This window comes from Lacrimispora sp. (assembly GCF_046972725.1).
Lineage (GTDB): Bacteria > Bacillota > Clostridia > Lachnospirales > Lachnospiraceae > Lacrimispora.
The window spans coordinates 215,108-236,477 of record NZ_JBKVXF010000001.1; the positions used below are offsets into that span (position 1 = coordinate 215,108).

The following is a 21,370-nucleotide window of genomic DNA, read 5'->3' on the forward strand; positions in this document are numbered from 1 at the left end:
GGTGCGTTGGTATGATGAGTTTCATATCCTATTTTATTAATGGTTTAAGCCTGGGCAGTGTTTATGCAATCATTGCTTTAGGATATACCATGGTATATGGCATTGCCAAGATGCTGAATTTTGCTCATGGCGATGTAATTATGATTGGGGGATACGTGGTGTTCACTGTCGTCAGCACGATGGGCTTAGGCCCGGTTGCCGGCGTTCTCCTTGCGGTTATCTTATGTACTGTATTGGGCGTGGTCATTGAGGGTGTCGCTTATCGCCCTTTGCGTATGGCAAGTCCCCTTGCAGTTCTGATTACAGCAATCGGTGTGAGCTACCTGCTTCAAAACATCGCACTGCTTGTTTTTGGTTCCAATCCGAAGTCCTTTACATCAGTCGTTACGATTCCGGCACTGAAACTGGCGGATGGAAAAATGACCATTTCCGGTGAGACAATTGTAACAATCATCAGCTGTGTCGTGATTATGATCGGCTTGACCGCCTTTATTAAAAAAACGAGAGCCGGCCAGGCCATGTTAGCAGTATCAGAAGATAAAGGGGCAGCACAGTTAATGGGAATTAATGTGGACGGTACCATTGCACTTACTTTTGCAATAGGCTCCGCACTGGCAGCCATTGCAGGTGCGCTTTTGTGTTCTGCATACCCGACTTTAACACCTTATACCGGATCCATGCCGGGAATTAAGGCATTCGTAGCCGCTGTATTCGGTGGAATCGGTTCAATACCGGGAGCTTTAATCGGAGGACTTTTGCTGGGAGTCATTGAAAATCTGAGCAAAGCGTATATCTCTTCCCAGCTGTCTGATGCCATCGTATTTGCAGTTCTTATTGTTGTTCTTCTTGTAAAGCCGACTGGAATATTAGGCAAGAAGATCAGCGAGAAAGTATAGGTGGAACATATGGAAAAGAGTATAAAAACAGGTTTTCGTCTGAGTAAAACTTTAAAAAGTAATATCATCACTTATGGAATCGTGATTGCAGCGTTTATTATTGTACAGATCCTTTTAAATACAGGTCAGGTAAGCAGTCTGATGAAAGGGCTGCTGGTTCCGCTGTGTATTTATTCAATCATGGCAATTTCATTAAATTTAACTGTGGGAATTCTTGGAGAGCTTAGTCTGGGACATGCCGGTTTTATGTGTGTAGGCGCATTTTCCAGTTCCCTGTTTTCCATTTCCATGCTTGAGATCATACCAAATACAGGTGTTCGCTTTTTTCTTGCAATCCTTATTGGAGCTGCAGCCGCTGCAGCCGCTGGCATTATTGTAGGAATTCCGGTATTAAGGCTGCGGGGCGATTATCTGGCTATCGTTACTCTGGCGTTTGGTGAAATTATTAAAAATGTTGTGAATGTTATCTATATCGGGAAAGATTCCAGCGGCCTTCATTTTTCTATGAAAAATGCCATGGCACTGAACCTTGACGAGGATGGTTCCGTAATCCTGAACGGTGCTCAGGGAATTACCGGAACTCCAAAGGACTCTACCTTTCTGATTGGTGTGATTCTGATTCTGGTCACTTTATTTATTGTCCTTAATCTGATTCACTCCAGGTCCGGGCGTGCAATTATGTCTGTTCGTGATAACCGTATTGCGGCAGAATCCATTGGTATTAACATCACAAAATATAAACTGATGGCATTTACCATATCTGCTTCACTGGCAGGAGTTGCGGGAGTCCTGTATTCCCATAACTTATCATCTCTTACTGCAACCCAGAAGAATTTCGGTTATAACCAGTCCATTATGATCCTTGTGTTTGTTGTTCTTGGCGGTATTGGTAATATCCGTGGGTCCATGATCGCTGCAGTGATTCTCACCTTGCTTCCGGAATTGCTAAGAGGTTTGAATACCTATCGTATGCTTATTTACGCCATCGTTCTCATTGTCATGATGATATTCAACTGGAGTCCCAAGCTCATTGACTTCAGAAAGCGTTATTTTCATAAGAACAGGACAGAAAGAGAGAGGGTGTAACCATGGCTTTGCTGGAAATTAAAAATCTTGGAATCTCCTTCGGTGGATTGCGTGCCGTAGATAATTTCAGTATTACCATTGAAAAAGGTCAGTTATATGGTCTCATTGGTCCTAATGGAGCAGGTAAGACTACCATCTTTAACCTTTTGACCGGTGTATACAAACCCAACGCCGGAACCATTTTTCTGGATGGGGAAAATATTACAGGTAAAAAAACGGTGGATATCAACAGGTCCGGAATTGCCAGAACGTTTCAGAATATCCGTTTATTTAAGGAATTGACGGTACTGGATAATGTAAAAACCGGACTTCATAATCAGAATACTTATTCCACATTAGCGGGCATTCTCCGCTTGCCGAATTATTATAAAGTGGAAAAGGAGATGGATGAAAAAGCCATTGAGCTTTTGAAAGTCTTTGATCTGGATAAGGAAAAAGACATTCTTGCCTCCAATCTTCCATATGGAAAGCAGAGAAAGCTGGAAATTGCCCGCGCTCTTGCCACCGGACCCAAGCTTTTGCTTCTTGATGAGCCTGCGGCAGGAATGAATCCCAATGAAACCACGGAGCTTATGGATACCATCCGCTTTGTCCGGGATAATTTTGAAATGACGATTTTGTTGATTGAACATGATATGAAGCTTGTCTCCGGCATCTGCGAGCGGCTGACGGTTCTGAATTTCGGCCAGGTTCTTACGCAGGGAAAAACAGCAGATGTGTTAAATGACCCGGAAGTCATCAAGGCATATTTGGGAGAATAAGGAGGCTTAAGACATGGCAATACTTGAAGTGAAAAATCTGGAAGTATATTACGGCGTTATTAAGGCGCTTAAAGATATTTCCTTTGAAGTGAACGAAGGTGAGATTGTTGCTTTGATCGGTGCCAACGGCGCAGGAAAGACAACGACTCTCCATACCATCACCGGCCTTTTAAAAGCGGCTTCCGGTACCATTCAGTTTGACGGACACGATATTACAAAGATACGTGGAGATAAAATTGTCGGGATGGGAATGGCTCATGTTCCGGAGGGACGCCGTGTGTTTGCGGCGTTAAGTGTTTACGAGAATTTAAAACTCGGTGCTTATACAAGACGGGATAAAAATGAAATCGAAGAAACTCTGCAGATGATCTACAAGCGTTTTCCAAGGCTTCTGGAACGAAAGAACCAGCCGGCAGGAACCTTGAGCGGCGGAGAACAGCAGATGTTAGCTATGGGACGGGCACTGATGAGCCATCCGAAAGTAATTGTGCTGGATGAACCGTCTATGGGACTTTCTCCGATTTACGTAAGTGAGATCTTTGATATTATTCAGGAAATCAATAAGTCAGGAACAACGGTATTATTGGTGGAACAGAATGCGAAAAAGGCCTTGTCCATTGCAAACCGCGCTTATGTTCTGGAAACAGGAGATATTGTATTAAGCGGTGATGCCAAGGAACTTATGAATAACGACTCTGTGAAGAAGGCTTATTTAAGTGAATAAAAACTATCTGGATTTAAATTGGAATATTCAGTTCCCTGTACCTTGCAGTTTGTTAAAAACTTTACTGCAAGGTACAGGGATTTTTTGTTGTACAAATTTGATTTTTTGTCCATATAATCAAGAATAGTTTACCTATCTATGGTAAAATAACAAACAAAACAGTTTTACGGACAGGGGAGATAGCAATGTATTGGGCACTGGTAAAATGCAGCTTTAAACAGCAAATACAGTTTAAATGGAATCTGCTGTTCCAGATCATAGGGGACTGGCTGAGGATATATATAAAAATATGTATCTGGAAGGCACTTATTCAGGCAGGAACGAAAGATATGGCAGATTATCGTTCGCTGGCTTCCTATTCTGTAGCAGCGTCACTGATTTTAATTTTGACCAATTCCCGTGTGGCAGCAAATCTTTCTGAGCGGGTGAGATCAGGAATGATAGCCGTAGACCTGATTCGTCCTGTTTCTCTGAAATGGTATTGTTTTTTTCAACAAATTGGTGAAAATCTGTTTCATTTTTTATTTGAGGGTATATTTATTGCGGTTTTTTCATGGCTAATCTGGAAACTGCCTCTTTTGCAAGTGAAAACTGCTGTTCCCTCTCTTTTATGCCTGGTTTTAGGGGTGGTAATAATGTTTTATATTCAATATACCATTGGACTCCTTGTTTTTTGGATGAAAGACGGGACCTATACACGGATGATTACGGATGCATTGTTTGTTTTATTTTCCGGCATTGAAATTCCTCTCTGGTTTTATCCGGAATGGCTTAGAAACGTCAGCCATATGCTTCCCTTCCGTTTTGTCGTTTTTGAACCTGTTATGGTGTGGCTGGGACAGGCGAAGGGAAAAGAAATTGTATGGATTCTTTTTCTGCAGATTCTGTGGCTGTTGGTCCTGTCCTTGCTGGAAAACCGTCTATGGAAATGTATAAAAAACAGCATTGAAATTCAGGGAGGTTAAAAACATGCTAAGTTTGTATACTGCTTTTGCCAAGATCGCCTTTTTTACACAGCTGGAGTACCGGGGACAGTATTTTATGCGTATGGTTGCAAAGATCCTTGGCTGGTCCACCGGTTTTATCATGCTTTTAGTACTTCTTAAAAAGTTTCACACGATTGGAGGGTGGGGAATCTATGAAGTTCTTCTTTTGTATGGATTTGAGGTGTTATCCTATTCCATTGCAGGTACTTTTTGTATGGGCGGGTTTGGTAATCTGCCAGGAATTATTCGACAGGGAGAGCTTGATGGCATCTTGACAAAGCCGGTGAATACTTTTGTGTATCTTGTATGCACGAGAATCAGTGCCGGTTATACCAGTAATTATGTGATTGCTCTTGGGATCATTGTCTTCTGTATAGAAAGGTTGGAAATTTCCTTAACTCTGTCTGGAATGATCTGGATGTTTTTTGATATTTTGGGTGCATCGCTGATACAGGCTTCGGGGTTTATGGTTACTACGGTGCCTGCCTTCTGGTTTTATAAGAGTGATGGTCTTTACCGCCTGTTTTATAAAAATCTGACAGAGTTTCTAAAATACCCGCTGTCCATCTATAATAGGGGAATCCAGGCATTTCTGACCGTTCTGCTTCCTTATGGATTTATTAATTTTTATCCGGTACAATATTTTCTTAATAGGGAGGAAGGGATGTTTGCCCCCTGGTTTCAGTATTTAACGCCTCTGGTTGGCCTTTGTGCTTTCACCGGAGCATATCTATTCTGGCTTAAGGGACTTCATGCGTATCAAAGCACAGGTTCTTAAAATCGATTGATTGGAGAGAAAAATCCATGGCATACATAGAGGTTAATCACATAACAAGGGAATTTAAAAGCTTTAGAAGGCCAAAAGGGGTTAAAGATGCCCTTTATACTTTACTAAAAAGGGATTATGATATAAAAAAAGCAGTGGATGACCTTTCCTTTTCCATTGAGAAAGGAGAGCTGGTTGGCTATATCGGCCCCAATGGAGCAGGTAAATCCACCACCATAAAAATGCTATCCGGAATACTGGTACCTTCGTCCGGGAACATTCTTACCGGAGGAATTGTGCCGTGGGAAAAAAGAAAACAGAATGCCGGGAATATTGGAGTCGTGTTTGGACAGCGCTCACAGTTAAACTGGGATCTGCCCATGGAAGATACCTTTGAGCTGTATCAAAGAATGTATAAAGTGGAAATAAAAGCCTTTAGAAAAAACGTGGACATGTTTGTAGAAATGCTGGAGATGCAGCCTTTTTTAAAAAAACCGGTACGGCAGCTCAGTCTGGGGCAGAAGATGAGGGCAGAATTAGCGGTTGCCCTTCTTCATGACCCGGCCATTCTTTATTTAGATGAACCGACCATTGGACTTGATGTGGTGGTAAAAGATAAGATCCGTAAGTTTATCCGGCAGCTGAACAGAGAAAAAAGGACTACCGTTTTATTAACGACCCATGATATGGTTGATATTGAAGAAATCTGTGACAGGATCCTAATGATTGATCATGGAAAATTAATGCTTGACAAGTCCATAGATGAATTCAAAGCCCAGGGGACGGGACAGTATTATGTAGTAGTTACCTTTTCCCAATGCCGGGAGATATTATCAATACCGGGTATCAGTATGACAGTGGATCAGCCTTTTTGCCATACGTATCAGATATCGGCCTCTAAGGTATCCATTAACATGCTTTTAAATAGAATATCAGCCTCTTATGAAGTGACGGATATTATAATAAAAAAGCCGGAAATTGATGAAATTGTGCGAAGATTATATACATCGGATCCATCAGGAGAATGACATGGAAAGTTTCTACATATTAAATGATGCAATTCATTACGTGGAAAAGCATTTAAAAGATGCCATTACAGCAGAAGATATTGCTGGCTCATGCAATTATTCCGTATCCAATTTAAAATATCTGTTCCGAAAAGTATTCCAATTTGGAATGATGGATTATGTGAATAGAAGAAAAATTACAGAAGCTGCCGGAGAATTAATCAGTACCAGTAAGACCGTTTGTACTGTGGCATATGATTTTGGATTTGGATCTCAGGAGGTTTTTACCAGAGCGTTCAATAAGATTTGGGAAGAAACACCAGGTGTGTACCGGAAACACCGGCATTTTTATCAACTGTTTCCCCGGCAGGAATTTTATTATGATGTGTGTAAAGTGTTCCGCAGACGATTTGACCTATCTCCGCTTATGGACGAACTGAAAGGCCGGGAAGGGTGTATTGTGGCTTGCTTTGATATTATCAGCATTCGCTTTATAAAGACCTGCTATGGCAGAGCCTCCGGAGAGACTGCGGCCTTAAAGGCGCTTCAGAGAATTGAAAAGCACATGGGGGATGGTGCCAGGCTATACCGAATTGCCGGAGATAAATTCGCGGTAACGTTTGGAACGGCAGATTATGAATCTGTGTATCAGGCGGTGCTTTCCGTTCTCTCCTTAAACGGAAGAACTTTTCTTTATAAAGAAGATGAAATTCCTTTGTCCATGTTTGCGGGAATTCAATTTTTACCTTTCAAGGGATTGACCGAGGATGGGTTGTTTGACCAACTGAATGAAATCATTGCAAAAGCCCATCAAAGACTTTCAAGAAGTTTCACGGGTCTGGATGGCAGCGATCATTATCGGATCCGGTATGAGGAAGAATCAGGCCTTTACCAGGGATTTGCAGCAAATGCCTTTCAATGCTCCTTTAAGGGACAACAGGGACTGATGGTGAGGGTTCCTAAAGAACAGACGGAATTTGTTTTTTCTCTTGATGAAGAAACACCGCCCATCCGGTGGAAAACTACCGGTTCCGGTTATGAAATGTTTTTTCCGGAGGGACATGACTGGTATATAAAAACTGTCTTCGATGATGCAGGAACAGTTATTAGAGAACATTACTATATAATAAGAAACTTAAGTGCCTGCGGGGACCATGATGTGTCCTATACACTGCTGCATCTGGAAGTGGTAAAAACATCTGATGGAAGGATTCTTACACTGAATGAGGGAGAATTAAAAGAGGCACTTTATGAAGGCTATATCTCAAAAGAAAAATACCGTTTTATACAGACAAAAGGAAAATTGATCAGAGCCATGATTGAAAATAAAAGGGAATAATCTTTTCTCCTCCGCATATAGTGTAACAGCACAGAAGGGGGAATCTTTATGGACAATTATAACGTATACAATGATATTAAAGCCCGAACCAACGGTGAAATCTACATCGGAGTGGTTGGACCCGTAAGAACTGGTAAATCAACTTTTATTAAGCGTTTCATGGAATTAATGGTTTTGCCGGGCATGGAAGATGAACACCAGAAAAATCAGACAAGGGACGAACTGCCCCAAAGTGCGGCAGGTAAAACCATTATGACTACAGAGCCTAAATTCATTCCCAAGGAAGCAGCTACCATTCGTCTGGGAGAAGAAATTGAAGCAAAGGTCCGTTTGATTGACTGCGTTGGCTTTATGGTAGACGGAGCCGCCGGACATATTGAAAATGACGAGGAACGCCTTGTAAAAACGCCCTGGTTTGATTATGAGATTCCATTTACCAAAGCTGCGGAAATCGGAACCAGAAAAGTTATCAACGACCATTCTACCATTGGAGTCGTCATTTCTACAGATGGTTCCATCGGTGAACTGAAACGTGCCAATTACATAGCAGCTGAGGAACGCACCGTCCAGGAGTTGAAAAATCTGGGGAAACCGTTTATCATTCTTCTTAATTCTGCAAAACCATACTCCGATGAGACCACAGCACTTTCAAAGGAAATGAACCAGAAATACGGCGTAACCGTTCTGCCGGTAAACTGTGAGCAATTAAAGAAAGAGGATGTCAATAACATTATGGAACGGGTATTAAAAGAATTTCCTGTGACTGAAATGGATTTCTTCATTCCCAAATGGCTCGAAATTCTTCCTGCAACTCACTGGCTGAAAGCTCAGGTGATTGATGCTGCCAAGAATATGGTGAAGAAAGTAACCCATATGAAGGATGTTGCTTCTGACTTATACGACGGCGCTGCCGAAAGCATTCGTTCCATCAAAGTACAGAATATGAATATGGCAGACGGCAGTGTGGCAGTAGGCATGGATGTAGATGACAGTTATTATTATCAGATTTTAAGCGACTACGTTGGCCTTCCCATCGAGGGAGAATATCAGCTCATGCAGACATTGAGTGAGCTTGCCAAGATGAAAGCCGAGTATGAAAAGGTGAACCAGGCCATGAGCCAGGTAAGATTAAAAGGGTATGGCGTAGTGACGCCGGAACGGTCTGAAATCATGTTAGACGAACCGGAAGTAATTAAACATGGGAACAAATACGGAGTAAAAATGCGTGCGGAAGCTCCGTCCATTAATCTGATCAAAGCCCACATCCAGACGGAAATTGCTCCGATCGTAGGAAGTGAACAGCAGGCAGAGGATTTGATCGCTTATATTAAAGAAAATGCAAGGGACAGTGAAGAAGGAATCTGGAATACCAATATCTTCGGAAAATCCATCGAGCAGATTGTAGAAGACGGCATACAGGCAAAAGTGTCTCAGCTTACGGAAGACTGTCAGTTAAAGCTTCAGGATACCCTCCAAAAAATTATTAATGATAGTAATGGCGGTATGATTTGCATTATTATCTAAATTAATGGTATAATACAAAAAAAAGATACAGATGGAGGGCTCATATGAAATTGATGTTCATTGGCGCAGCCCATGAGGTTACCGGAAGCTGTCATTATCTGGAAGCGGCAGGTTTAAAAATCCTTGTGGACTGCGGTATGGAGCAGGGAATTGATCGGTTTCAGAATGCGGATCTGCCAGTAAGCTATGCGGAGGTTGATTATGTTCTTTTAACCCATGCGCATATTGACCATGCAGGTATGCTCCCCTTTATCTATGCCAGAGGCTTCCGGGGACAGGTGATCTCCACTGTGGCGACCGCAGATTTGTGCGGCATCATGCTAAAAGACAGTGCACATATCCAGGAGGCTGAAACGGAGTGGAAAAACCGCAAGGCAAGGAGGGCAGGGCTTCCCGAGGAAGAGCCCTTATATGGAATCAATGATGTGACAGGAGTGCTTAAGCTGTTTCGTTCCTATGCTTATGACGAAAAAGCAGAGTTAGACGATGGTTTAAGCATTCGTTTTATTGATGTAGGTCACCTCCTTGGTTCCGCTTCTATTGAAATCTGGATCAACGAAGATGGGCGCTCTGTAAAAATTGTATTTTCTGGTGACATCGGCAATCGGAACAAGCCTCTTATCCGCGACCCTCAGTATATTAAAGAGGCCGATTATGTGGTGATGGAATGTACGTATGGGGACCGGTTGCACGGGGCAATCCCCGATCATGTTTCGGTGCTTTCCCAAATTGTCCAGAGAACTCTGGACAGAGGCGGCAATGTGGTAATTCCTGCGTTTGCAGTAGGGAGAACCCAGGAGCTGCTTTATATTTTCCGCCGTATGAAGGAGGAGGGGCGGGTCACAGGACATGACGGATTTGAAGTTTACGTTGACAGTCCTCTTGCAGTAGAGGCTACCCAGGTATTTAAAGATAATCTGGTGGACTGCTATGATAACGAGACAAAAGAGCTGGTGTTAAGAGGCATTAACCCTATCTCTTTTCCGGGGCTTAAGCTTTCTGTTACCAGCGAAGAGTCCAAATATATTAATTCTAATCCAAAGCCAAAGGTAATTATATCAGCGGCGGGAATGTGCGATGCTGGCCGTATCCGGCATCATTTGAAACATAATTTATGGAGGCCTGAGTGCACCGTTGTCTTTACAGGCTACCAGTCCATTGGAACGTTTGGAAGAAGTCTGATTGACGGTGCAGGTGAAGTCAGGTTATTTGGTGAGACCATTCAGGTTGAGGCCTGCATTGAACGAATGGACGGGATGAGTTCCCATGCAGATATGGAAGGATTGATTGGCTGGTTGAATGCATTTGAAGAAAAACCACGGGAAGTATTTCTGGTTCACGGTGACAATCGGGTTTGCGATTCTTTTGAACAGCTTCTTGAAAATGAATATGGATTTCAGGTAACTGCTCCATTTTCAGGATCCCTGTATGACCTTTCAAGGGGAAGATGGCTTGAAAAAACAGAAGGAATCGAAGCTGCCAGAGCATTGGAACCTCAAAAGAAGCCGGCAGGTGTTTATGGAAGACTTTTTTCCGCCGGAGAAAGGCTTTTGCAGGTGATACGCCATAATGAGGGCGGTGCCAACAAGGATCTTGCCAAATTTGCAGATCAAATTAATTCATTATGTGATAAATGGGATAGATAAGGAGAACAAGAGAACGTGACAAAGGTACTATTATTTACTGACGGAGCTGCAAGAGGAAACCCCGATGGACCGGGTGGCTACGGTGCGGTTTTACAATTTACGGATTCCAAAGGGCAGCTCCATGAAAAAACCATTTCAGCAGGGTATGTAAAGACGACCAATAACCGAATGGAGTTAATGGCAGCCATAGCAGGTCTGGAGGCATTGACAAGACCATGCCAGGTGGAACTCTATTCTGATTCCAAATATGTGATTGATGCATTTAACCAGCACTGGATTGATAACTGGATCAAAAACAACTGGAAAAGGGGGAAAAGCGGTCCGGTAAAGAATATCGATCTGTGGAAGAGGTTATTAAAGGCCAAGGAACCCCATCAGGTGACATTTCATTGGGTAAAAGGACATGCCGGTCACCCTCAGAATGAGCGGTGCGATCTGCTGGCAACAAGTGCTGCTGATGGAGAGAATCTTTTAGTCGATGAGGGCCTGTAACATCAAACGTATGGGATGTCAAATACTTACATATCTCTTACGATGTCTTACTAAATGCGAATTCCTATTTTCTTTCTTTTTTATTTGTGATATGGTAGCTTCATCAAATCAGATTAGGATGATCGTTCATGAATAGAAGCAGAGGAATATGGATTGTCATAGGAATGATACTGGTGATTGGAGTGCTTATGACTTTAGCGACCACCAGTTTTATAAGCAGCAGAGAAAGTACTTCTGATTCTTATAATGATCAGATACTTTCCAGCTCTGAACTGCCTTCTGACTCAGAGGAGGGGCAGTATCACAGCAAAGAACAGAAATTGTTTTCGGCAGAAAGTAGAGCAACAGGCGGACAGACCAAACTTCCTGAAGAAAAGGCAATGCCAAAAAAAGCGGCAGGGAGTGTGACGGAAGCAGGAAGCAGCAACACAGAGCAGACAGTCTCTGCAGCAGATGCGCAGATGCAGGTGAAGAGTGCTGACAGCCCAGAACCAGCAGATGGGGCCCCCCAGGTTGCTCAGGCGGCTTCAGAAATCCCGGTAGAAGAGTCTGCGCAGGAAACCGTAATGTCTCCCAAGGCACCTGAAAAAAAATATAAGTTATCCAATGCACCAGCACCTTCAAAAGGGGCGGCCTATTATCAAAAACACTTGGAAAACCTGGATGAACAAATCAGGAAAATCCGGGAAGAGTCAGCAGATTCCAATACCTACTCCATGAAAGCCCTCGCAGATAAAGAATTAAAGCTATGGAATCTGGAGCAGAACACCATTTATGAAACCATAGCCCAGAAGCTTTCCGATGACGGTAAAAAGTCTCTGGAAGCCTCCCAGCAGGACTGGATGAAAAGCAGGGATGCCAAAGCAGAGGAAGCGGCTAAAAAATACAGCGGAGGGACTCTGGAAGGTCTGGAATATACGGCTTCTCTTGCAGAGTCCACAAGAGCAAGAGCCTATGATCTGGTAAAGGAATATGCAGATGTTCTCTCTGAGGAAAGTAACCCATAAAGTACGGCTTTTGCCGTACTTCTTTATTGAGATGCAAAAATTTCCATTGGAACATCTTGATAAATAAAATTCCATATGATAGGATAGTAAGATAAATTGCAAGAATGCCGCCAGTGCCGGCACTTTGTCAGAATAGACAATAAACAAACGGAGGACAGTAACGTGAAGAACTATGGTGTGAATGAACTGAGGAGAATGTTCCTTGAATTTTTTGAGAGTAAGGGACATCTGGCTATGAAAAGCTTCTCCCTGGTTCCTCATAATGATAATAGCTTGTTGTTGATCAACTCAGGAATGGCTCCCCTAAAGCCGTATTTTACCGGACAGGAGATTCCACCCAGAAAAAGGGTGACTACCTGTCAAAAGTGCATCCGGACAGGAGATATTGAGAACGTCGGCAAAACAGCACGCCACGGCACATTCTTTGAGATGCTCGGTAATTTTTCCTTTGGGGATTATTTTAAAGACGAAGCAATCCGCTGGTCCTGGGAATTTTTAACGGAAGTGATTGGACTGGAAGCGGACAGGCTGTATCCATCAGTCTATTTGGAAGATGATGAAGCATTTGATATCTGGAATAAAAAAATCGGAATTGCACCGGAACGTATTTTCCGTATGGGCAAGGAAGATAACTTTTGGGAACACGGTGCAGGTCCATGCGGGCCTTGTTCCGAGATTTATTATGACCGCGGTGAAAAATATGGCTGCGGGAAGCCTGATTGCACGGTAGGCTGTGACTGTGACCGTTATATGGAGGTATGGAACAACGTATTTACTCAGTTTGAAAATGACGGCCATGGCAACTATGAAGAACTGACACAGAAAAACATCGATACCGGTATGGGACTGGAACGTCTGGCAGTAGTTGTTCAGGAAGTTGATTCCATCTTTGATGTTGATACCATAAAGGCACTGTTAAACCGTGTGGCAGAGCTGGCACACACCCAATATAAAAAGGATTCTGATGTGGATGTATCCCTTCGCCTGATCACAGACCACGTCCGTTCCTGTACATTCATGATTTCTGACGGCATTATGCCCTCAAACGAAGGAAGAGGCTACGTCCTCCGCCGCCTGCTCCGCAGAGCCGCCCGCCATGGCAGACTCTTGGGAGTAGAAGGTAAGTTTCTTGCGGAACTGTCCCAGACGGTAATTGAACTGTCAAAAGATGGATATCCGGAACTGGAAGAAAAGAAAGCCATGATCTTAAAGGTTCTCACCCAGGAGGAAGATAAGTTCAATAAGACGATTGACCAGGGACTTGCTATCCTGACTGAGTTAGAAGAAGATATGAGAAAGAAGAACGAGACCGTTCTCTCCGGAGAGGAAGCTTTTAAGTTATATGACACCTATGGATTCCCACTTGATCTGACCCTGGAAATTCTTGCTGAAAAGAACTTCAAGGTTGATGAAGAGGGCTTTAAGACTGCCATGCAGGTGCAGCGGGAAACTGCAAGGAATGCCAGAAAGACAACCAATTATATGGGTGCGGATGTTACGGTCTACCAGTCCATAGATCCGGCTGTTTCTACAGAATTCATTGGTTATGATAAATTAATCTGTGATTCTGAAATTACAGTGCTTACCACGGATACTGAGATCGTGGAGGCTCTTACTGATGGTGAGATCGGCACTGTTATCACCAAGAAGACTGTATTTTACGGCACGATGGGCGGACAGCAGGGAGATATCGGCACAATTGTCAGTGAGAATGGTGAGTTTAAGGTAGAGGATACCATTCATCTGCAGGGCGGCAAGATCGGTCATGTGGGAAAGATGGTAAAGGGGATGCTTCAGACCGGCGATACAGTTACTTTAAAAGTTTGTGAGAACAACCGCCAGAATACCGGAAAGAACCACAGTGCCACTCATCTTCTCCAAAAAGCGTTAAGGACTGTTTTAGGCAATCATGTAGAACAGGCAGGATCTCTTGTTGACGGAGACCGGCTGCGTTTTGACTTTACTCATTTTTCAGCTCTTACACCGGAAGAGATCCGTCAGGTAGAAACTCTTGTGAATGATAAAATCAAAGAGTCCCTTCCTGTTAATACGGAAGTCATGTCTTTAGAAGAGGCAAAGAAATCCGGCGCTATGGCATTATTTGGCGAAAAATACGGAGATACGGTACGTGTTGTGAAGATGGGAGATTTTTCTACAGAGCTTTGCGGCGGAACCCATATTTCAAATACCGGCGTAATCGGATCCTTTAAAATTCTTTCCGAGACAGGAATAGCTGCCGGAGTCCGCAGAATTGAAGCGTTAACCGGTGACGGACTCAAGCGTTATTATGAAGAGATGGAAAGAGAATTCCATGAAGCTGCCAAAGCAGCAAAGACGACGCCTTCTTCCCTTACCGCAAAGATTGAGTCTCTGTTAGAAGAAATCAAAACGCTTCATTCTGAGAATGAGAAATTAAAAAGTAAGCTTGCAAAAGATTCCCTTGGCAACGTTACGGACCAGATTCAGGAGGTTAACGGAGTAAAGGTTCTCGCAACAAAGGTAATGGATGTGGATATGAACGGGCTTCGCAATCTTGGCGACCAGCTGAAGGATAAAATTGGAGAAGGTGTCATTGTGATTGCATCCATTCAGGGGGAGAAAGTCAATCTTATGGCTGCTGTAACCGATGAAGCTCAGAAAAAAGGGGCTCATGCAGGCAACCTGCTCAAAGCCATTGCGGCCCTTGTGGGCGGCGGCGGCGGTGGACGACCGAACATGGCTCAGGCAGGCGGCAAGAATCCGGCTGGTGTTGATGCATGCCTTTTAAAAGTTGCAGAAGTGGTTGCGGAACAGGTGAAATAATTGTTGTTGAAATACGAAAAATTATGAAAGTTTTTCTTGACGAATGGCAGAATTATGCTATAATCATATCAGTGCTATAAAATACCCAAACAGTTGTATTATGCACAAGTACACAACTGGAGGGAGGTTAGGTGTGAGCTATGTCAAATGTAATCGTTAAAGACAACGAGAGCTTAGATAGCGCTTTACGCAGATTCAAAAGAAACTGTGCGAAAGCAGGTATCCAGCAGGAAATTCGTAAGAGAGAGCATTACGAAAAGCCAAGCGTAAGACGTAAGAAAAAGTCTGAAGCTGCAAGAAAACGTAAATATAACTAATTGTTAAAAGATAAACCTCTGGTTTGGCCTAGGCATAACCAGGGGTTTTTTCTGGTTTTGCAGTGCTGTAGAATTTTCCATATCCTCTTTGCATATAGTATAAAGTAATAAAAAGAGAAAGGCAGAGAAGATATGTTGGAGGAATCAAAGGAAAAAGCGGCTTTTGCCTTAAAACTCCCCAAAGATGTTGTTCTTGGAGAGGTGCTTGTGTCTTTTCTCGGACGTCACAGTGTTGTGATTGAAAATTACCGGAGCATCATTTTATACACCGATTGCTCCATTAAGATCCAGGCAAAAAATTGCCGGGTAATTATCAGCGGAAGCCGGCTGATGATTGAGTATTACACCAATGAAGAGATGAAAATCAACGGATTTATCAAATCCCTGGAATTTGAATAAATAGGGAAACTGGAGGTGTAAGAAAGTGCTTGAATGGCTGAATCGCCGTTTCTTCGGTTATCTTTTTATAGAAATGTCCGGTTTTTCTCCGGAACGGTTTTTAAATATGTGTACGGTTCATGAAATTGAATTATGGGAAGTGGTAAATTCGGGTCAGACTTATCAATTTTTCATGACTGTCTCCGGGTTCCGCAAAATAAAGCCCCTTGTCCGTAAATCGAAGGTCAGACTTAGGATTTTAAAAAAGTTTGGACTTCCTTTTTTTTTATACCGCAATAAAAGGCGGAAATTTTATGCCCTCGGATTCTTAAGCTTTTTTCTGATTCTTTATTCCTTGTCTCTTTTCCTCTGGGACATTGAATTTGAGGGGAATCGGATGTATACATACGACACTTTATTGAAATATTGTGAATCAGAACAGATCCGTTACGGCATGCAAAAGTCGAAAATTGATTGTGACGGACTGGAAGAATCCCTTCGTACGGCATTTCCTGAAATAACCTGGGTATCGGCAAGAGTATCAGGAACAAGACTTTTGGTTAAGATAAAAGAAAATGAAGTGCTGTCGGAGATTCCGGCAAAAGATGAGACTCCGTGTGATATTGTAGCAGAAAAAGACGGAGTCATCACTTCCATGATTGTACGCACCGGAGTTCCTATGGTAGCGGTCGGTGATACGGTGACCAAAGGACAGATCTTAGTCAGCGGTACGCTTCCTGTCATTGGTGACAGTGAAGAGATTATGAACACCCATTATGTCCATTCCGATGCGGATATCCGTGCCAGAACCGAATATCATTACACCAGGCAGATACCGATGTACCGCAAAATCGATGTGGAAACGGGAAAAGTCCGGAAAGGTTATTATATTAAGGTATTTGAATACTCCTTTTTGCTCATGCGTCCAAGACCGGAGGGAACTTCATGGAAGAGGACCATGGAAGAAGAGCAGCTTCATTTATTCGAGAATTTTTACCTGCCCATTTATACAGGAACCATAACGGGGAAAGAATTTATATCTTATGAGCGTCCTTATAAGGATGAAGAGAAAAAAGAACTTGCCGATAAGTTTAACAAAGATTATGAAAAAAAATTATTGGAAAAAGGGGTACAAATTCTAGAAAATCATGTTAAAATACTAGATAATGAATCTCTGTGCCAATTCACCATAGATTTCGTGACTGATGAACCGTTTGGAAAGCAGGAAGCATTGGAGATACAAAGAACAGAGGAACCGGAGGAGACAAATCATTCAAATGAGCGTAATTGAGACAATCATAGATATTCCAACAGAACATGAGAAGAATGTATGCGGACAGTTTGACAGCTACTTAAAGAAAATTGAACGAACCCTTCATGTTACCATGATCGGAAGAGATGGTGTTCTTAAAATTATTGGACCGGAACAGATGGTCCAGAAAGCAAAAAGCGTATTCAGCAACCTGATCGAACTGTCCAAACGGGGGAATACCATTACGGAGCAAAATGTGGATTATGCCCTTTCTCTGTCATTTTCTGAAAACGACAGCCAGATCCTTGAGATCGATAAAGATATTATCTGCCGGACCATTGCAGGAAAGCCGGTAAAGCCCAAGACTCTCGGGCAGAAGCAGTATGTGGATCAGATCCGTAAAAAGATGATTGTATTTGGAATCGGACCTGCCGGAACGGGAAAAACCTATCTTGCCATGGCGATGGCGATTCAGGCATTTAAAAACGGAGAAGTAAACCGGATCATTCTCACAAGACCAGCCATTGAGGCAGGAGAAAAGCTGGGGTTTCTTCCTGGTGATCTCCAAAGCAAGATTGATCCTTATTTAAGACCGTTGTATGATGCCTTATACCAGATCATGGGTGCGGAAAGCTTTCTCCATAATACGGAAAAAGGGTTGATTGAAGTTGCTCCGCTGGCATACATGAGGGGGCGTACCCTTGACAATGCCTATATTATTCTTGATGAGGCCCAGAATACCACTCCTGCCCAGATGAAGATGTTCTTAACAAGAATCGGCTTTGGTTCCAAAGTGATTGTTACCGGTGACCAGACCCAGAAGGATCTTCCGTCAGGTACGGTATCCGGTCTTGACATGGCAATGAGGATTTTAAAAAAGATTGATGATATCAGCTTCTGTCAGTTGACGAGCAATGATGTGGTCCGTCATCCTCTTGTGCAAAAAATTGTACAGGCTTATGATGAATTTGAGTCAAAGAAAAAGACCGAAGAGCGAAAGACTAAGACCGTCAGAGGCAGAAAGGCGCATTATGACAATTAATATTGAATACGAGGCTGAAAAAATGCTGGATATTCCGTATAAGGAGATTATTAACAATGTGGTGGAGGAAGCCATGGACTATGAGAACTGCCCTTATGAAGCAGAGGTCAATGTTCTTATCACCGATGACGAAGACATCCGTCAGATTAATAAGGAATACCGAAACATAGACAGCCCTACAGATGTGCTTTCTTTTCCAATGGTCGATTATGAGACCCCTTCAGATTTTGACCGTCTGGAGGAGATGGCAAATGATTATTTTAATCCGGAAACAGGGGAGCTTTTGCTGGGAGACATTGTAGTATCCGTTGATAAGGTAAAAGAACAGGCAGAAAAGTACGGACACTCTGAGACGAGAGAGATGGCTTTTTTGGTGGCTCACAGCATGCTCCACTTATTTGGCTATGACCATATGGAAGAAGATGAACGTCTGCTGATGGAGAAGAAGCAGGAGGAAATTTTAAGTCGGAGGGGATATGTGAGATGATGAAACAGGTATGGTTTGGGCTTGCCGGTGTCATGCTGTCCTGCACCTTTTTGTTTGGATGCGGAAAACCATATAAAGCAGTATCGGTAACGGAGCAGGCAACAAAAGAGGCGGGCACAGAGGAAATCAAGATAAACAGCAGTACGGATGCCGTGCAGACACCGAATGAGAGCTCCGGTGATTACTATACCTTTTCAGAACGCCAGGAAAAAGACGGAATGGTACGCAGTTATCTGACCGGAGAGATGGTGGATGCAGCCATTGGAAACCGGAGACCGGTTGCGGTAATGATGAGCAATGATAAAGAAGCGCTTCCCCAATACGGTATTAACCGGGCCGGAGTTGTTTATGAAGCCCCTGCCGAAGGCGGCATAAACCGCTATATGGCCATACTGGAGGATTATGACAATCTGGAACGTATTGGTTCCGTCAGGAGCTGCCGTACGTACTATACATACTTTGCGCGTGAATTTGATGCAATCTATGCCCATTACGGGCAAAGTACCTTTGCCAAACCTTACTTGGCCAATGTAGACAATATCAATGGGGTGGAAGCCATTGGCAATGTCGCATATTTCCGGTCCAGCGACCGCAAGGCTCCTCACAATGCCTACACCAGCGGCAAGCGGTTAAATAAAGCCATTCTAAAACTGGGATATTCCCAGGAATATGATCCTTCCTATCAGGGGCATTACCGTTTTGCTGCAGCAGGGAAAGAAGTTACCCTTCTGGGAAAGACTGGTGTTAAGGAGGCATATAAGGTTTATCCGGGGTACAGGCTGAATAAGCCGTGGTTTGAATACCACGAGGATGAAGGGCTTTATTACCGCTTTCAATACGGAGCCGCACATAAAGGGGATGAAGGACAGATTAAAGTGAAGAATATTATTCTGCAGTATTGTCCTGCTGCTCACTATGCGACCACGGATTATCTGGACATTAACGTTCAGAGTGATTCTTTCGGTACCTTCATTACAGGAGGACGTGCCATTCCCGTCAAGTGGTCGAAGGATAATGAATTCGGTCCAACACATTATTACGACATGGAGAATAATGAGATTATCCTGAACCAGGGGAAAACCTGGGTTTGCATTATATCCGCACAGGATTCTCCCAATGTAGAATTATATGGAAAACAATAGGATAAGAAGAACATCAACAAAAAGAGGGACCTCGAATTTTCTCGTTCAGGGTACAATTCTTGCGGTTGCCGGAATTATCGTCCGTATCATCGGAATGTTTTACCGTATTCCGCTTGCAGGTATTCTGGGTAATGAGGGAAACGGATATTATAGCTCGGCATTTTCCATCTATTCGATTCTATTAATCGTATCCTCCTATAGTCTGCCTACTGCAGTTTCTAAGATGGTCGCCATGAGAGTCGCACGAAAAGAATATGTAAATTCCTTTCGTGTCTTAAAGGTATCGTTGTTTTATGGAACTGTGGTTGGCGGAACCGGGGCAGCGGTACTATGGTTTGGAGCAGATGTGTTTGCCAACCAGTTTTTAAAGATGCCTTATACCAGCTACGCGTTGAAAACGCTGGCTCCCACTATTTGGATTATAGCCTATCTTGGTGTATTCCGTGGATACTTCCAGGGCTTAGGGACCATGCTGCCTACTGCCATATCCCAGGTATTTGAGCAGATTGTCAATGCGGTCATCAGCATCTATGCTGCGGCAAAGCTGTTTGAAGCAGGCCTTAAATCCAATGTGATTTATGGTTCATCGCAATATTCCTATGCCTTTGGTGCAGCCGGCGGAACCATTGGTACCGGTGCGGGAGCTTTGGCCGCTCTTATATTCCTTGGATTTATCTTGTTCAATTACCGTCCGGTAATGAAAAAACAGGCCAGGAGAGACCGTACCAGACATTGGGAGACTTATCAGGAACTGTCGCGAGTTCTGGTTCTGACGGTTTTTCCTATCGTACTGAGCAGTGTTGCGTATAACGTCAGCCTTATCATTGATAACAGCATTTATGGGAATGGGATGGCTTCTCTTGGAATGGGTGCTTCAGAAATTGCTTCCAACTGGGGAATCTATTCCGGAAAATACCGTTTGCTGTTTAATATTCCGGTAGCGATTGCAAACTCGCTGGCTTCAGCTCTTATACCGTCTTTATCTCAGGCGGTTGCGGAAAGAAACAGAGGGCAGATCCTCAGAAAGATTTCCATGGTAATTCGTTTTTCCATGATAATTTCCATTCCGGCTACGGTGGGACTTACCGTACTGGCAGAACCCATTTGCAATCTTTTATTCAGAAGAACCGACAATACGTCACTGATTAATATGATGATATACGGATCCGTAGCAGTTGTGCTTTTCTCCCTGTCAACAGTTACCAATGCGGTATTGCAGGGAATCAACCGTATGAAGACTCCATTGAAGAATGCGGTTATTTCCCTGATCCTTCATATTGGAATTCTCTGCGTCATGTTATTTGTATTTAAGATGGGAATATATGGAGTGCTTTATTCTAACATTCTGTTTGCTCTGACAATGTGTATCCTTAACGGTCTGGCAATCGGAAGGTTTTTAAACTACAGGCAGGAAGTGAAGAAGACTTTTATTCTGCCGGCACTGGCCTCAGGGGTTATGGGGGCAGCTGCTTACGGAGCTTATTTTTTGGTTCATTTCGTCTTAAAAAGCAATGTTTTGGGAGTTTTAGTTTCCATTGTGGTGGCAGCAGGGGTATATGGTATTCTTCTGCTGAAACTTCGCTGTGTAGATGAAAAAGAGCTGGTTACTTTGCCAGGAGGGGCGAAAATAGTAAATATTGCAAGAAAATTCCATTTATTATGATTAAAAATACCAAAAAAGGCAGATACTATACTTACTTAAGGAGGTATCATTTC

20 protein-coding genes are annotated in these 21,370 nt (G+C 43.1%); all 20 read left to right on the top strand.

Features of this window, described 5'->3' with window-relative positions; translation table 11 throughout:
- Positions 1–14 precede the first annotated feature (14 nt).
- A complete protein-coding gene (locus ACLTWA_RS01050) occupies positions 15–896 on the top strand; it encodes a branched-chain amino acid ABC transporter permease (protein ID WP_412327152.1) in 882 nt (293 codons plus the stop codon).
- A 9-nt stretch (positions 897–905) separates the two neighbouring features.
- Entirely contained in the window at positions 906–1,982 is a 1,077-nt protein-coding gene (locus ACLTWA_RS01055) for a branched-chain amino acid ABC transporter permease (protein ID WP_412325703.1), read from the top strand.
- Positions 1,983–1,984: 2 nt separating this feature from the next.
- A complete protein-coding gene (locus tag ACLTWA_RS01060) occupies positions 1,985–2,743 on the top strand; it encodes an ABC transporter ATP-binding protein (RefSeq protein WP_412325704.1) in 759 nt (252 codons plus the stop codon).
- A gap of 13 nt (positions 2,744–2,756) precedes the next feature.
- Entirely contained in the window at positions 2,757–3,467 is a 711-nt protein-coding gene (locus tag ACLTWA_RS01065) for an ABC transporter ATP-binding protein (RefSeq protein WP_412325705.1), read from the top strand.
- A gap of 185 nt (positions 3,468–3,652) precedes the next feature.
- A complete protein-coding gene (locus ACLTWA_RS01070; RefSeq protein ID WP_412325706.1) occupies positions 3,653–4,432 on the top strand; it encodes an ABC transporter permease in 780 nt (259 codons plus the stop codon).
- A 4-nt stretch (positions 4,433–4,436) separates the two neighbouring features.
- Positions 4,437–5,231, top strand: a complete 795-nt coding sequence (locus tag ACLTWA_RS01075; RefSeq protein WP_412325707.1) for an ABC transporter permease — start codon at positions 4,437–4,439, stop codon at positions 5,229–5,231.
- A gap of 26 nt (positions 5,232–5,257) precedes the next feature.
- A complete protein-coding gene (locus ACLTWA_RS01080; RefSeq protein ID WP_412325708.1) occupies positions 5,258–6,247 on the top strand; it encodes an ATP-binding cassette domain-containing protein in 990 nt (329 codons plus the stop codon).
- 1 nt (position 6,248) lies between these two features.
- The gene (locus ACLTWA_RS01085; protein ID WP_412325709.1) at positions 6,249–7,565 is read left to right on the top strand and encodes a helix-turn-helix domain-containing protein; all 1,317 of its coding nucleotides are present in this window, start codon (positions 6,249–6,251) and stop codon (positions 7,563–7,565) included.
- Between the two features lie 48 nt (positions 7,566–7,613).
- Positions 7,614–9,089 carry a stage IV sporulation protein A gene (spoIVA, locus tag ACLTWA_RS01090; RefSeq protein ID WP_412325710.1) on the top strand — a complete coding sequence of 492 codons (1,476 nt, stop codon included), beginning with the start codon at positions 7,614–7,616 and terminating at the stop codon, positions 9,087–9,089.
- A gap of 44 nt (positions 9,090–9,133) precedes the next feature.
- A complete protein-coding gene (locus ACLTWA_RS01095) occupies positions 9,134–10,735 on the top strand; it encodes an MBL fold metallo-hydrolase RNA specificity domain-containing protein (protein WP_412325711.1) in 1,602 nt (533 codons plus the stop codon).
- A 15-nt stretch (positions 10,736–10,750) separates the two neighbouring features.
- The gene (gene rnhA / locus ACLTWA_RS01100) at positions 10,751–11,227 is read left to right on the top strand and encodes a ribonuclease HI (protein WP_412325712.1); all 477 of its coding nucleotides are present in this window, start codon (positions 10,751–10,753) and stop codon (positions 11,225–11,227) included.
- Between the two features lie 128 nt (positions 11,228–11,355).
- Positions 11,356–12,234 (top strand): lysozyme inhibitor LprI family protein, encoded by an 879-nt coding sequence (locus ACLTWA_RS01105; RefSeq protein WP_412325713.1) that lies wholly within the window; start codon positions 11,356–11,358, stop codon positions 12,232–12,234.
- Between the two features lie 195 nt (positions 12,235–12,429).
- Positions 12,430–15,036 (top strand): alanine--tRNA ligase, encoded by a 2,607-nt coding sequence (gene alaS, locus ACLTWA_RS01110; RefSeq protein WP_412327153.1) that lies wholly within the window; start codon positions 12,430–12,432, stop codon positions 15,034–15,036.
- A 140-nt stretch (positions 15,037–15,176) separates the two neighbouring features.
- Positions 15,177–15,353 (top strand): 30S ribosomal protein S21, encoded by a 177-nt coding sequence (rpsU, locus tag ACLTWA_RS01115; protein ID WP_003504099.1) that lies wholly within the window; start codon positions 15,177–15,179, stop codon positions 15,351–15,353.
- Between the two features lie 132 nt (positions 15,354–15,485).
- Entirely contained in the window at positions 15,486–15,752 is a 267-nt protein-coding gene (locus ACLTWA_RS01120) for a YabP/YqfC family sporulation protein (protein WP_412325714.1), read from the top strand.
- A 25-nt stretch (positions 15,753–15,777) separates the two neighbouring features.
- Entirely contained in the window at positions 15,778–17,022 is a 1,245-nt protein-coding gene (gene yqfD / locus ACLTWA_RS01125) for a sporulation protein YqfD (RefSeq protein WP_412325715.1), read from the top strand.
- Positions 17,009–18,025 carry a PhoH family protein gene (locus ACLTWA_RS01130; protein ID WP_412325716.1) on the top strand — a complete coding sequence of 339 codons (1,017 nt, stop codon included), beginning with the start codon at positions 17,009–17,011 and terminating at the stop codon, positions 18,023–18,025. Before yqfD ends, ACLTWA_RS01130 begins: the two co-directional genes overlap by 14 nt.
- Entirely contained in the window at positions 18,015–18,512 is a 498-nt protein-coding gene (ybeY, locus tag ACLTWA_RS01135; protein ID WP_412325717.1) for an rRNA maturation RNase YbeY, read from the top strand. The genes ACLTWA_RS01130 and ybeY overlap by 11 nt, the downstream gene beginning before the upstream one ends.
- The gene (locus tag ACLTWA_RS01140; RefSeq protein ID WP_412325718.1) at positions 18,509–19,654 is read left to right on the top strand and encodes a DUF3048 domain-containing protein; all 1,146 of its coding nucleotides are present in this window, start codon (positions 18,509–18,511) and stop codon (positions 19,652–19,654) included. Before ybeY ends, ACLTWA_RS01140 begins: the two co-directional genes overlap by 4 nt.
- Positions 19,641–21,317 (top strand): polysaccharide biosynthesis C-terminal domain-containing protein, encoded by a 1,677-nt coding sequence (locus tag ACLTWA_RS01145; protein ID WP_412325719.1) that lies wholly within the window; start codon positions 19,641–19,643, stop codon positions 21,315–21,317. The genes ACLTWA_RS01140 and ACLTWA_RS01145 overlap by 14 nt, the downstream gene beginning before the upstream one ends.
- Positions 21,318–21,370 lie beyond the last annotated feature (53 nt).

Coding starts and splice junctions, on each gene's coding strand:
- ACLTWA_RS01140 (WP_412325718.1), top strand. CDS start 18,509: ATGATGAAACAGGTATGGTTTGGGCTTGCCGGTGTCATGCTGTCCTGC.
- ACLTWA_RS01075 (WP_412325707.1), top strand. CDS start 4,437: ATGCTAAGTTTGTATACTGCTTTTGCCAAGATCGCCTTTTTTACACAG.
- ybeY (WP_412325717.1), top strand. CDS start 18,015: ATGACAATTAATATTGAATACGAGGCTGAAAAAATGCTGGATATTCCG.
- alaS (WP_412327153.1), top strand. CDS start 12,430: ATGTTCCTTGAATTTTTTGAGAGTAAGGGACATCTGGCTATGAAAAGC.
- ACLTWA_RS01105 (WP_412325713.1), top strand. CDS start 11,356: ATGAATAGAAGCAGAGGAATATGGATTGTCATAGGAATGATACTGGTG.
- ACLTWA_RS01095 (WP_412325711.1), top strand. CDS start 9,134: ATGAAATTGATGTTCATTGGCGCAGCCCATGAGGTTACCGGAAGCTGT.
- rpsU (WP_003504099.1), top strand. CDS start 15,177: ATGTCAAATGTAATCGTTAAAGACAACGAGAGCTTAGATAGCGCTTTA.
- ACLTWA_RS01080 (WP_412325708.1), top strand. CDS start 5,258: ATGGCATACATAGAGGTTAATCACATAACAAGGGAATTTAAAAGCTTT.
- ACLTWA_RS01050 (WP_412327152.1), top strand. CDS start 15: ATGAGTTTCATATCCTATTTTATTAATGGTTTAAGCCTGGGCAGTGTT.
- ACLTWA_RS01070 (WP_412325706.1), top strand. CDS start 3,653: ATGTATTGGGCACTGGTAAAATGCAGCTTTAAACAGCAAATACAGTTT.
- ACLTWA_RS01085 (WP_412325709.1), top strand. CDS start 6,249: ATGGAAAGTTTCTACATATTAAATGATGCAATTCATTACGTGGAAAAG.
- ACLTWA_RS01130 (WP_412325716.1), top strand. CDS start 17,009: ATGAGCGTAATTGAGACAATCATAGATATTCCAACAGAACATGAGAAG.
- ACLTWA_RS01055 (WP_412325703.1), top strand. CDS start 906: ATGGAAAAGAGTATAAAAACAGGTTTTCGTCTGAGTAAAACTTTAAAA.
- ACLTWA_RS01120 (WP_412325714.1), top strand. CDS start 15,486: ATGTTGGAGGAATCAAAGGAAAAAGCGGCTTTTGCCTTAAAACTCCCC.
- spoIVA (WP_412325710.1), top strand. CDS start 7,614: ATGGACAATTATAACGTATACAATGATATTAAAGCCCGAACCAACGGT.
- ACLTWA_RS01145 (WP_412325719.1), top strand. CDS start 19,641: ATGGAAAACAATAGGATAAGAAGAACATCAACAAAAAGAGGGACCTCG.
- ACLTWA_RS01060 (WP_412325704.1), top strand. CDS start 1,985: ATGGCTTTGCTGGAAATTAAAAATCTTGGAATCTCCTTCGGTGGATTG.
- ACLTWA_RS01065 (WP_412325705.1), top strand. CDS start 2,757: ATGGCAATACTTGAAGTGAAAAATCTGGAAGTATATTACGGCGTTATT.